General features: G+C 46.2%; 12 protein-coding genes. 9 read left to right on the forward strand and 3 right to left on the reverse strand.

All coding sequences use genetic code 11. The annotated features are described in order from the left end of the window. The first annotated feature begins 51 nt into the window (after positions 1-51). The 8 genes from MHN00_RS09500 to MHN00_RS09535 all read left to right on the forward strand — a co-directional run bounded on the left by MHN00_RS09500 (position 52) and on the right by MHN00_RS09535 (position 9427). Positions 52-1005, forward strand: coding sequence for an aldo/keto reductase (locus MHN00_RS09500; protein WP_014951131.1), 954 nt, complete (start codon positions 52-54; stop codon positions 1003-1005). Positions 1006-1014: 9 nt separating this feature from the next. Further along, entirely contained in the window at positions 1015-2022 is a 1008-nt protein-coding gene (locus MHN00_RS09505) for a TauD/TfdA family dioxygenase (protein ID WP_014951130.1), read from the forward strand. A 6-nt stretch (positions 2023-2028) separates the two neighbouring features. Continuing rightward, entirely contained in the window at positions 2029-3033 is a 1005-nt protein-coding gene (locus MHN00_RS09510; RefSeq protein WP_014951129.1) for a putative sulfate exporter family transporter, read from the forward strand. Positions 3034-3138: 105 nt separating this feature from the next. Then, positions 3139-4413, forward strand: coding sequence for a sulfite oxidase (locus MHN00_RS09515; protein WP_275444288.1), 1275 nt, complete (start codon positions 3139-3141; stop codon positions 4411-4413). Between the two features lie 44 nt (positions 4414-4457). Further along, positions 4458-4859 (forward strand): hypothetical protein, encoded by a 402-nt coding sequence (locus MHN00_RS09520; RefSeq protein ID WP_239301008.1) that lies wholly within the window; start codon positions 4458-4460, stop codon positions 4857-4859. A gap of 152 nt (positions 4860-5011) precedes the next feature. Next, positions 5012-6094 (forward strand): methyl-accepting chemotaxis protein, encoded by a 1083-nt coding sequence (locus MHN00_RS09525; RefSeq protein ID WP_239301009.1) that lies wholly within the window; start codon positions 5012-5014, stop codon positions 6092-6094. 87 nt (positions 6095-6181) lie between these two features. Then, on the forward strand, positions 6182-7687 hold the full coding sequence (locus tag MHN00_RS09530) for an ATP-binding protein (RefSeq protein WP_061486743.1): 1506 nt from the start codon (positions 6182-6184) through the stop codon (positions 7685-7687). A 156-nt stretch (positions 7688-7843) separates the two neighbouring features. Further along, complete coding sequence (locus MHN00_RS09535) at positions 7844-9427, forward strand: PAS domain-containing methyl-accepting chemotaxis protein (protein ID WP_061486742.1); 1584 nt, start codon at positions 7844-7846, stop codon at positions 9425-9427. Positions 9428-9544: 117 nt separating this feature from the next. Here MHN00_RS09535 and MHN00_RS09540 read toward each other — a convergent pair whose 3' ends face one another. The 3 genes from MHN00_RS09540 to MHN00_RS09550 all read right to left on the reverse strand — a co-directional run bounded on the left by MHN00_RS09540 (position 9545) and on the right by MHN00_RS09550 (position 12174). Further along, complete coding sequence (locus tag MHN00_RS09540; protein WP_239301011.1) at positions 9545-10882, reverse strand: ABC transporter permease; 1338 nt, start codon at positions 10880-10882, stop codon at positions 9545-9547. Continuing rightward, the gene (locus tag MHN00_RS09545; protein ID WP_239301013.1) at positions 10882-11664 is read right to left on the reverse strand and encodes an ABC transporter ATP-binding protein; all 783 of its coding nucleotides are present in this window, start codon (positions 11662-11664) and stop codon (positions 10882-10884) included. The genes MHN00_RS09540 and MHN00_RS09545 overlap by 1 nt, the downstream gene beginning before the upstream one ends. 222 nt (positions 11665-11886) lie before the next feature. Further along, positions 11887-12174, reverse strand: a complete 288-nt coding sequence (locus MHN00_RS09550) for a YebG family protein (protein ID WP_014951121.1) — start codon at positions 12172-12174, stop codon at positions 11887-11889. A 246-nt stretch (positions 12175-12420) separates the two neighbouring features. On the opposite strand from MHN00_RS09550, the gene rpsF reads away from it, so the two are divergent. After that, positions 12421-12822, forward strand: a complete 402-nt coding sequence (gene rpsF, locus MHN00_RS09555; RefSeq protein ID WP_014951120.1) for a 30S ribosomal protein S6 — start codon at positions 12421-12423, stop codon at positions 12820-12822. The last annotated feature ends 7 nt before the right edge of the window (positions 12823-12829 follow it).

A 12829-nucleotide genomic window follows, 5' to 3' on the forward strand; every position in this document is an offset into this window, starting at 1 on the left:
AGAGAAAGTCCGTACTAGCTTAAAGCAACGAATTCTAAGGTGAATGAAACAATGAATAAGATACCAGAGGTAGGTTTTGGTTTTTGGAAGGTCGATACTGCCATATGTGCGGAAACCACGTACCAAGCGATTAAGGCTGGCTATCGACACTTAGATTGTGCCGCTGATTACGGCAATGAAAAGGAAGTGGGTGAAGGCATTAAGCGAGCGATTGATGAAGGCTTGTGCACCAGAGAAGAGCTTTGGGTTACTTCTAAACTATGGAATACCTTTCACGCCCCTGAGCACGTGGGTCTTGCTTTAGAGAAAACCTTGTCAGACTTACAGTTAGATTATGTAGACTTATACCTGATCCATTTCCCGATAGCGCAGAAATTTGTGCCTATCGAGACCCGTTATCCACCAGAATGGTTTTACGAACCTGATGTTGCCGAGCCTAAAATGGAACTCGCGCCTGTACCTTTGCATAAGACATGGGAGGCAATGGAGTCGCTTGCCGATAGCGGAAAAGCAAAACAAATTGGTGTGTGTAATTACAACACCGGTTTGCTTAACGACCTGATGAGCTATGCGCGTATTAAGCCAGCCATGCTGCAAATTGAATCTCACCCGTACCTTACGCAAGAGCGACTAATTCGTTTGGCAAAAGACTATGGACTGGAGGTGACGGCCTTCTCTCCGCTAGGTGCCTTATCTTATCTAGAGCTTGAAATGGCTGATCAGACGGAATCAGTGCTTGAGCAAAGCGTAGTAAAAGCCGCGGCAGAAGCCCATGGTAAAACGCCCGCGCAGGTTGTCTTGCGTTGGGGAATTCAGCGCGGTAACGCCATCATTCCAAAAACGTCAAAAGTTGAGCGTATGAAAGAAAACCTCGCACTTTTTGACTTCTCACTCAGCGACAGTGAAATGCAGGCAATATCTGCATTGAACGTAAATCGCAGATTTAACGATCCAGGGCACTTCTGCGAAGCTGCCTTTAACCGTTTCCACCCTATTTACGACTAGGAGTTAGCTATGAAAAACGTCAATGACAGCTCTGCGGTAGCCTACGCAAGTGTACCTACTCAGCACAATTATAACGGCGGTGTGTTCCCTGAAATAGTCGTGAACAACGAGGGTTGTACAACGGTAGAAGAGACCGTTGCATTTGTAAAAGCAAATCAATCAGAGCTTGAAGCAAAACTTGCAAAGTCGGGAGCACTACTTTTCCGAGGGTTTCCAATTGATTCCGCAGAGACCTTTGACGTTTTCTCAGCAGGCTTCGGCTATCCTAACTTTACCTATCAGGAGTCGTTGTCTAATGCCGTGCGTATTAACTTTACTGAGCGCGTATTCACAGCAAATGAAGCGCCGAAAGACGTAGAAATTTTTCTACATCATGAAATGGCGCAGACGCCTATTTCACCTAGCAAGCTGTTTTTCTTTTGTAAGACTGCAGCGGATGAGGGGGGAGCAACGCCTTTGTGTCGCTCCGACAAATTGTTTGAAGCATTGAAGGAAGAAAATCCTGCGCTTGCTAAAGACTTTAAAGAGAAAGGCCTTAAATATACGACTACTATGCCAGCAGCCAATGATGCCAACTCTGGCCAAGGAAGAAGCTGGAAAAGCACGCTAAGCGTTGAGTCATTAGAAGAGGCAGAAGCTAAATTAAAAGAGTTAGGATACACCTGGCAATGGTTGGAGGATGGTAGTCTAAGAGCCATTACGCCTGTCTTACCTGCGGTTATCGAACTTAGTGATGGCTCAGAAGTGTTCTATAACCAGCTAATAGCTGCGTATATGGGATGGAAAGGCGTAAGGGAAAACCCGTCGTCGGCAATTACTTTTGGCGATGGAAGTGCAATTCCTAAAGCCGGTTTAGAGCGCGTTGCAGAACTGTCTGAAACTTACACCTTTGACTTAGAGTGGCAAGATGGTGACGTGGCTATTGTTGACAATTACCGTGCAATGCATGGCCGCCGCCCTTATTCTGGCGAGCGAAAGCGCGTAGTGCTTGTTGCGCTTGTGGCCTCAGAGCGATAAAAGAAAATGAACGATATAGCAGTAAAATGTAAAAATATTTGGCCCGGGCTAGGAATTGCAACCATTACCGGTATGGCGGCGCTCTTTTTGAGTGAGCATTACAATGCCCCTGCTATGTTGTTCGCATTACTTTTGGGTATGGCCGTATCGTTTTTGTATCAGAACGATACGCCCTGTGCGTGTGGTATCGATTTCACGGCAAGTACTCTTCTTCGCGCTGGAGTTGTTCTGCTTGGTCTACGCATTGCGCTAGGTGACTTAGCGGTACTTGGGTGGCAGACCGCTCTTATGCTGGCCGCTGCCATACTCACAACAATTATTGTCGGAGTGGGTCTCGCCAAATTACTCGGGTTACAAAAGCGTTTTGGTGCATTAACGGGAGGCTCAGTAGCCATTTGTGGTGCGTCTGCGGCTCTCGCCATTTCCACCATTCTTCCCAAGGGAGAAAACCACGAAAGAGACACGTTGCTGACGGTTATTGGCGTAACCGCTATGTCGACCATCGCCATGGTGCTCTACCCAATTGTGGCGGCGCAGTTGGGCATGAATGATACGGAAGCTGGCATTTTCTTAGGCGGCACTATTCACGATGTGGCGCAAGTTGTGGGGGCAGGTTACTCGGTGTCTGACAGTGCAGGCGACATGGCGACACTGACCAAGCTGGTACGAGTAGCCATGCTAATGCCAGTGGTACTCATTATGATGATTGCCATTAAACACTTTTACAAAGCCAAAAGTCAGGCTGACGGGGCGCAAGTGCCTAAAATGCCGATGTTTCTAGTTGGCTTTATTGTACTTATGTTACTCAACAGCTTTGTAACCCTACCCGAAGTAGTTATTGAAACGGGGACCCAGATATCACGCTTCTTCTTAGTCGTTTCAATTACGGCAATCGGTATGAAGTCTAACCTTGGTAAGTTAGCCGAAGTCGGTATGCTGCCAATTGTGATGATTGTGGCAGAAACGCTGTGGATTGCACTGCTTATATTGGGCTATTTGTTCGCAATATAGTGGGATTTTTTTGCGCGATTTATCACAATTATTCTTAATGCACTCTTAATACACAAAGCACTCAATGACGAGGTGGTAGCAGTGAAAAAACATGGCCTTCACGAACTGTACGCTAAGAACCCTGTAAAGGCCGACGAACAGGTTTTCCAGCGAACTAGCAACGCGCTGACTCGGCGTGGTTTTATCAAAGGTCTGAAGTCTCTGTCTTTGCTACTTGGTGCTGAAGTCGTTTACGGTCAGTTCATGCCAGCAGGACTTATTCCCGCTGCATTTGCTCAGTCGAACACGCCTTTTTCTATCGAGGGAAAAGACGGGCTAACAATACTTAACGACCGGCCAATTAACGCTGAAACGCCAGCGCACTTACTTGATGATGCGGTTACGCCTGCCTCTCGACTTTTCGTAAGGAATAATGGTATTCCCCCGCAAAAGCCAGACGCGAGTACGTGGACGCTTACTATTGAAGGGGAGTCGGCCGAGCAGTCAAAAACCTTCACGTTGGAAGAGCTCAAAACCCAATTCAAACATTATTCATACCAACTAACGCTGGAATGCGGCGGTAATGGACGTGCCGAGTTCTCGCCAGCAGCGACGGGGAACCAATGGACTACCGGAGCTGTGGGATGCCCTAAATGGACAGGTGTAAGGCTTAAAGATGTACTCACGTCAGTGGGCGTAAAAGATAGCGCTGTTTACATTGGCTATTATGGTGATGACCAGCATTTAAGCCGTACACCGGGCAAAGCGGCTATTTCTCGCGGGGTGCCGATAAACAAAGCGATGGAAGATGAGTCGTTGATTGCATGGGCAATGAATGATGAACCTCTGCCTTTAATGAATGGCTATCCGCTCCGACTAGTTTTTGGTGGTTGGCCAGCGTCTACGTCTGGTAAGTGGCTTAAGAAGATAGTGGTCAGAGACCGCGTGCATGACGGAGCAAAAATGCTGGGCAAAGCGTACCGACTCCCTTGTAAACCTGTTGCTCCGGGGGCGAAAGTAGCCGATGAAGATATGTGTATCATCGAAGCTATGCCTATTAAGTCACTCATTACTTTTCCACAGTCGGGCACTGATCATCCTTTGGCCAAGAAACTAAGCGTGCGCGGTCATGCATGGAGTGGTGAGGGTAAAGTGGCTGAAGTGTACACATCTATTGATTTCGGACAAACGTGGCAAATAGCAGAGCTCACGCTACCCGTAAATAGACATGCATGGCAGCAATTCACTACAAAAATAGCCTTTCCTCAACAAGGTTACTTCGAAATATGGGCTAAAGCCGTAGATGAAAATGGAAAATCACAACCTATGGTATTGCCGGGCTGGAATCCAAAAGGCTACTTAAACAATGCCTGCCATCGCATTGCTGTGCGGGTTGTGTAAAACACATGGTACCGAGTAACGTGTTTGAGATATGGAGCGCTCGCATGCGCCATCTATTCGTTTTTGTTTCTATTATGGCGGGGGTAGTTAGCACACCACTGGTTGCGGCCATCAATGAAAGTAGCGATAAAAATAGCGGCTCAAGTATGCATTCCGCTGACGCCACGACTGTGTCTGTTGACCCCCAGTCAGGTCTTACTGTAGCGCCGGGCTATAATCTAGTTGTTGCACACTGTAGCGCATGCCATTCGCCTTCACTAATTACACAGAACGCAATGAGCAGAGAGAGATGGCTTGAAACTATTCGATGGATGCAAGACACGCAAAAGCTATGGCCATTAGGTGATGCGGAGCCCGCTATCCTAGACTATCTGACGTTGTGGTATGGTCCTAAAAAAGGCGCCCGTCGCCCGCCCCTAGAGCCGCATCTACTGCCACAAAAATAAAGCTCGTCTCAACCGAGCGTTTTATTTCATCAGTTTTTCAAGATTCCGCCGATACTCATAGCATAACGCTACTTCAGACTAATAGTTAAATGGTCTGGATATCTGTTAATCTGAACAAAATAACTCTATAAAAAACATATCGGTAACCACACATGTTTGTATCTCGCAGTAAATACGAAGAAAAAGAAGCGCAAGTACGTAAACTAGAAGCAAGAGTGCAAGAAGCCTTAGACAAAATTGACGTTTTAGAGGCAGAAAATAGTGAACTCATTAATGCCATTGAGGCTGCAAACGGTCAGCATGCATCGTCGAACGATTCCGTTGTAATGAAGTGCATTGTTGATGCGATGCGTCAATTAGAAGGTATTCGTGAAACGGTGTTGGCTACTTATCAACGTATCGATGCTGAGAACCAGTCTGTTGCTAATATTAATGAGTTGTTTAGTGATTCTGCGACTACATTAAGCAAAATTGTTACCGACATGAGCGGGCTTAATGTCCAAATGGGCAGCATGAGCGAACGTATATCGGGGCTATCAACGACAGCAGATAACATTAATAAATTTGTTACTACTATTACGAGTATTTCTGATCAAACTAACTTACTTGCGCTAAACGCTGCTATCGAAGCTGCGCGAGCAGGCGATGCAGGCCGCGGGTTTAGTGTTGTTGCTGATGAAGTACGTGCATTGGCGACAGAAACCAACAAATCAGCAACAGAAGTATCTGAGCTGGTGAACGGTATAATTCAGTCTACTTCCAAAGCGGTTTCAGGTGTCAATGAACTGCGCGGAAACAACGAGCAGCTAGAGACCGGCATTAATCAGCTAAATGGCAGCTACGAAGTTATGGTGCAACACTGTGACAGTATGAAGTCCACTATTAGCGAAGGCGCAATTGCTACGTTTATTCAAACAGTAAAATTGGATCATGTAGTGTGGAAGGCCGAGGTTTATGCAGTGCTGTGCGGCTACAGCAATAAATCTGTGGCGGACTTTGGCGATCATAAGAACTGCCGCCTTGGGCAGTGGTATAGTGAAAATGCTAACAAAGCGATTGGCCAAACAACGGCATTCAGAGAGATTGAAGCGCCGCATGCAAAAGTGCATAGTAGCGGTATCGCTGCCGTTCTAGCTAAACAAAATGGCAACAATGCTGAGGCAGATGCTAAGCTTATGGAAATGGAACAAGCCAGTGAGAGAGTACTAACACTACTTGATAGGCTAGTTAATTAGCGCCCGTAGAGCCTTGCGGTTCAACTGGCCCTATTGAAAAGCGTGGCGCCCGAATTCATAGCGGCGCCCTAAACGGAGGGCTTTTTGGTGAGTGAAACATCGTATTCCACCGAACAAGAGCGCATTCTAGCGCTGGAAGCCCGCGTTAACTCTTTAGAACGACAGCTTAAACGTCAAAAAATAGCGCGTAAAAACGCAGAGTCTTTTCTTGAAACCTACTCACAAGATGCTTACTTAGCGAATCAAGCGCTAAGAAAAGCCTTAAAAGATTCAAAACAGCGGGAAAGGGAGTTGTTGTACCTTAACCGTGCCGCATCACAGCTTTCAAATGCTCAGCCGGGTAAGAGTTTTATATTTTCTGCGCTGGAATCGGCGGTTGAATTTAGCGGTGCCCATTGTGGAAAAGCATTTATTGTAGAAGGTGAAGCGCTAACGGTGGGGGATGATAGCCAGGTGCTATCTCACGAAAATGGATGGTATAGCTCTCCCGAGCTCGCCAAACTTCTCAAAGACGAAACCCCTCTGACACTGCGCGAGAGCTATTCCCACTGGTGCGTTAATGCAGTGCAGCGACCAGATACAAAAGAAGAAGCAAGGCTACTTCACTTTATGCATGAAATGGCAGACGGCGAATTCGCTTGGCTCGTGTTGCTTACCAAAGACGATCACTTAGAAGAAGAAACGCTACACGTTCTTGATACCACCAAACATTATCTAAACATTACGTCTCGTTACCAGAACAAAAAAACTGAGCTCACCAGTCGGCAAATAGAATTGAGTTCGGTTAAAAAAGACAGAGACTTTCTAGAAGAAAGGCTGGTTAGTGCAGACAAGATGGCGATGTTGGGGCAACTTGCTGCGGGTATAGCACACGAAATCAATAACCCTATCGGTTATGTTCGAAGCAATACGGTGGTTGCAAAAGAAATTTTTAGCGATTATCAACACGCGTTAGAAGAAATAGGCAAGCTTTGTCGCACTGCTGGTGGAGAGGTAGAGTCGCAGTTCGAGGCGCTGGAAAAACGCTTTTCACTACAAGAAAGTGCGAGCGAAATTACAGAGATGTTCAATGAATCTCACGAGGGCATTGAACGTATTATTGAAATTGTAAAAGCGCTGCGAAGTTTTTCGTATCCTGGTTCAGGAAAGCATACACAAATTAGTGCCATTGACGCCATGAACACGGTGATCAAGCTCACGAATAACCTGCACAGGTACAAAAACAAACTTAATGTAGAAGTACCCGATAAGGATGTCTATTTCCTTGGTAATGCAGGACAGATTCAGCAGGTGTTGGTTAACTTTGTGACCAATGCTATTTATGCAACCCCAGAAGGGAAGTCCATAACACTAAAAGTGCAGCAAGATGACAAAAGCGCCATGCTTATCGTAGAAGACGAGGGTATTGGTATGTCGAAAGAAACACTGGATAGAATATTCACGCCCTTTTTTACAACTAAACCACCCGGCGAGGGAACAGGCTTGGGAATGTCTATTTCCATGACTATTGTTGAAGAGCACAACGGAAAGATAAATATCACTAGCGAAGAAGGAAAGGGTACGCGCGTTACCGTTTTGTTACCTCTAGCCTAAAGTATAAATTGCTTTCCTAAATAGCTGATAGAATATAGAATTTCTCTAATTTTTTCTTCCTGCTAGACAGAATTTGTTTATGTTCTAGTCTTAGGAGGTAAGCAACATTTCCTACGATTAACGGATGATTGCTTTGCTACATGGAGAAAGCACCCAATGAGAAATAATCAGCCAGTTACCCAAAAAGAGTACAAGTTTCCCGCACATCATCGTCTTATTTCATCTACCGATAAGCGCGGTGTAATCCAGCATTGTAACAGCGCATTTGTAGAAGCAAGTGGCTTCAGTCGCGAAGAGCTCATTGGCAAAAATCACAACATTATCCGTCATCCAGATATGCCTGCTCCTGTCTTCAAAGAAATGTGGCGTACTTTGGAATCAGGGCAAAGCTGGATTGGGTTAGTCAAAAACAGAAGAAAAAATGGCGATCACTATTGGGTTTCGGCGTTTGTGACTCCCGTTTATGAAGGTAAGTCAGTAGTAGGCTACGAATCTGTTCGAGTGCCGGCGTTAAATGACGAAATAGCACGCGCATCTAGCGTTTACGCCAGAATGCAGGAAGGAAAATCTGCGGTATCGCCGATGTCGCGACTGGGGCAAGGCCTCATGCACATGGCGCCAACAATACTGTTAAGCGCCCTACTTGTTTTAGTACTCGCGTTTACCCATGGTTGGGCAGCGGCAGGTATTGCGCTGCTTGGAGCTATAGTTTTAATGATTGCTCAAGAAGCCAAGACAAGAAAAGACTGGGGCGCGCTGCTTTCTCTTAGCCCAGAAAGCTACGCTAATGAAACGGTGGCACAAACCTACTTCCCAGACCCCCCTCACATAAGCCAAGCCAAACTTGCACTGGGGTGTGAACTTGCCAGAAATCGCACGGCATTAACCCGAATTAAAGATGCATCAGCGGGGCTCGAATCAATTGCTAACACCACGCATCAACAAGCGGAAAGCACCAGTGCCGCGGTTGTTCAGCAAAATCAAGCTACACAGCAAATTGCGTCTGCGGTAACGCAAATGAGTCAAGCGATTCAAGAAGTTGCCGAACGAGTAGAAAGTAACGCAAAGAGCGCAAGGACAGCGGCATCTAATGTAGAGACAGGCAACCAAAAAGCAGAGCAAGCCATGCAGGCGATTGTCGCCTTACGCGAGGCGGTTGAGTCTATCTCTACCACAGTGACAGAGTTGGCTCAGTCAACCAGCGATATTGGCGAAGCGGCCAATATCATCTCGACCATCGCTGAGCAAACTAACCTGTTAGCGCTTAATGCTGCGATTGAAGCTGCAAGGGCTGGCGAACAAGGAAGAGGTTTTGCGGTTGTTGCCGATGAGGTTCGTACTTTAGCTTCGAAAACTCGCGAATCGACCGATAAAATCCACAACATCATTAATGAATTGGCTGAGCGTTCTGATCGAGCTGTAAGGGTATCGACGGAAGGGCTAGCTTCAGCTGAGCACGGCAGCGCTATAGTAGAAGAAACCCGAGGTGCATTGTTTGAAATTAACAATGCAGTAAAAGGTATCGCTGATGCCACGGTAGAGATGTCTTCAGCGGTAGAAGAACAAAGCACGGTGGCAGAGCATATTAACCAGCAGTTAGTAGAAGTCGCTGACGGCGCGTCTGAAACCCAGCGTTCATCTGAAGCATCGCTTGCAGCAAGTCACGATTTGCGCGCAACGGTTAATCAGGTTCACGAGCTAATATTGCGTTTCAGTACAGATAAGCGAGTGGGAGAGTAATACTCTCTCCAGCTCGCTTAAGCTCGCTCCATTAAAAGACCTATTGCCTATTGGCGCACAGATGTGGGGCTAAATAAAAGCCGATAAAACCGGAAACAACGCTGTAGGCATGGGTATTTATGAGTTCGCGTTTAGTCCCGCGTGTAGGCCGCGTCTGTAGGCCGCCACAGCGGGGAATAGCGAAACCAAGTATGTGCACCCCAGTATCAGTAAAATGATAATAACGCTGCTTTGTCCAAACAGTGGGCTGCTTAAAAACAACCCATAGGTACTGCTTAACCAAGGTTTTAGTGCGCTCATAAGCCCAGCTACCAAGCCTAAACTCAGTGCGGCACTCACAATCGTAAGCAGCATCGCTTCAATCTGTATGAGTAGCAGTAAGGTAAACGGTCCTGCGCCTATAGTTCGTAAAACGGCGATTTCTTGATAACGCTCTCTCATCGTTGCCAGCAGCATAGTCGCAAGCCCAATTAGCGCGCAGATGACGATAAGACCGGAAAGGCCAAGCAATAGCGATTCAACATTTCCCATAATTTGCCAAAGTTCTGCGAGTGCCATGCCCGGTAGAATAGCCATTAGCGGCTCTTTTTTACTTTGATTAATTTGATACTGAAGCTGCAGTGCAGTTACCCGATGTTTAAGCCCCAGCATCACCACGGATACTGACTCAGGCGTAAACGCTTCGCTATTGTAAACTGCATGTTCTTTTGTATGCTCGTCATGCTCATGCTCATGCTCATGCTCATGCTCATGCTCATGCTCATGCTCGTTCGCCTTGTCAGCAGATTTACGGCCTAACATTGAGGTGGGCGAATGTTTAGGTCCTGTGTGGGCTTCTTCAAGTCCCTGTAGGGTAACGTATACGGCTTTATCTACGGGCGTACCGGTTTTCTTAACTATGCCTGAGATAGTGAAAGGGTGATCATCATGGTTGTTGAACGATACGCTACCCAGACCATGGGAAATAATAATCTTATCCCCTACCTTGTACCCCAATGATTTGGCGATATCTGCGCCAATAACGGTAGACAGTGGCTGCGTAAATGTCGAGCCTGCTGCCATTTCAAGTGATTGCATATCACCGTATTTAAAGTGGTCGAAAAAGCTGTTGGTCGTACCTACTACTCTAAAACCTCTGTGGGTATCACCCAAAGATAGTGGGATAAGCCACGATACCTGCTTGTTAGATTGAAGCGCCGCAATACTTTTATATTCAATACCTTTGGTGGGAGTGCCTATATTAAACACTGATGACAGGAGTAAATTAAGCTGTCCACTTGGTGCGCCAACAATAAGATCTACACCAGAAACGGTGCGCGTAAAACTGGTTTTAACTTGGGTGCGAATAATGTCCACGCACAAAAGTAAACTAATGCTGATGGTAATGCTTAAAAGTGTGAGGATTGCCGTTGTTTTCCTGCGCTTTAAACTTTCAATAGCAATGGTACTTAGCATTACGCACGCTCCTGTGCTTTTGGGGCCTCATCGCCTCGCGTTTTTATGTGGTTTGTACTTGGGCTTAATTCACTCATGCTGCAGTGGCGGTCGAAATAACTCTCCATGGCTTTATCGTGACTAACAAAAATCATGGTGCTTTCACCTGCAACGTCTTTTAGCAGCGACATAAAACTATCTCTGGCATCGGTATCTAGGGCAGAGGTAGGTTCATCGACAATTAATAATTGTGGGTCGTTAATCAGTGCTCTGGCAATGGCAACGCGCTGCTGCTGACCAATACTCAATGCGTCAGCTTTCGCATGCAGCACGTGAGAAGGCAGCTGTAGCTTGTCCAGTAAATGACGAAGCTTTGCGTCTGATGCTGTCTTGCTGACGTTTGTACTTGCAAAATACACCGCCGCATTAATGTTCTGTGCCACAGAAAGGTAGGGAATAAGATTAAATTGTTGAAAAACAACGCCGATATTGCGTGCTCTAAACTTGTCCCGCTGTCGGTTCGATAATGCGGAGAAAGGCTGCGCTAATAAGGCAATGTCGCCCTGAGTTGGAGTTAATGTTCCGCACAGCAAATTGAGCAATGTGCTCTTTCCGCTACCCGAAGGCCCTGAGAGAAAAACGTGCTCACCTTGCGAAACTTGCCACGCTTTAATGTCAATGATGGGGGGGCTTTCTTTGGTGTACGAAAACTGTAAATTGCTAACTTCAATCGCTGTGTTACGCCCTTCAGACACTGCGTTGCGCTGGGAGTGAGTGCTATTTTTTTTATTGGTGGTATTCACGCTAAGCCCGACCTGTATTTACGTCTTATGTTCACATTAGCAAAAGCGACACGTCTGTTCACCCAGTTAAAAACCAGAGAAAACACATTGCCGCGTTGAGGTAATGTTATCAAATAACATTTTTGCGTATAGCTATGCTATCAGATCTCATCAGCCTAAAGCGGCAATTGCTCTTATTAATTGCTCATCATAACGACGCAAAAGAGAGGCGCGCCTAAATTATCAGCCGTTAGCTTGTAGCTTTACCACTTCTGCGCTTTCATCTTCTAATACGCTTTCTGCGGTAGCGCCTTTGAAAATCTTACTGATTTTATCTTTGTTTTTAGACAGCATGATGGTGAGCTCTTCCACTACGCTATCGTCTAGCTTGATGCCCTTCGCATGAATGTAGTCAGCAAGGTTATCTGCTGCATCGAGCATTTTGTCATACTGATCGGCTTCTTTTTTGTCGGTAGTTACCAATTTTTCTACCCCTTTGTGCGTAACAACATACTGTGTGGTAATGGCCATGGTAGGTCCCCTGTTTATTAAAGACACAAAAACTGTACAGTATTTTACTGTATAGATAAACAGTATTTTGATTAAATGTCTGAGCGTAGTGTTTGGGGAAAGGGCAAATGATTGTTCTAAAGGTGATTAATGCTTGTGCAATTAGTAACTGCTGCGTATAATGCGCGCCCTTACAGCCATCCCAATTCGTTCCTTGTCTCCATACAGTCGGCTGTACTGTCGAGGCTACAACCGTAAGGAGCTATAATGCGTCATTACGAAATCGTATTTATGGTTCACCCTGATCAGAGTGAACAAGTACCTGGTATGATCGAGCGTTATACCACAATCCTAAAGCAAGACGGTGGTCAGATTCATCGTTTAGAAGATTGGGGCCGTCGTCAACTGGCTTACCCAATTGAAAAGCTGCACAAAGCCCACTACGTACTAATCAATGCTGAAGCGTCTGCAGAAGCTGTTGATGAATTGGAAAATGCTTTCCGTTTCAACGACGTGATCCTACGTAACATGGTTATGCGCACTAAGACTGCTGTGACTGAGCCTTCTCCAATGATGAAAGAAGAGCCTCGTCGTGAGCGTCGTGACGATTCTGCTCCTCGCCAAGATCGCGCGGAAAAGAAAACTGAAACCACTGAAGACAACGCTTAAGGAGATC

It is taken from the genome of Alteromonas sp. Cnat2-8, assembly GCF_022348355.1.
In the GTDB taxonomy this organism is placed as follows: domain Bacteria; phylum Pseudomonadota; class Gammaproteobacteria; order Enterobacterales; family Alteromonadaceae; genus Alteromonas; species Alteromonas macleodii.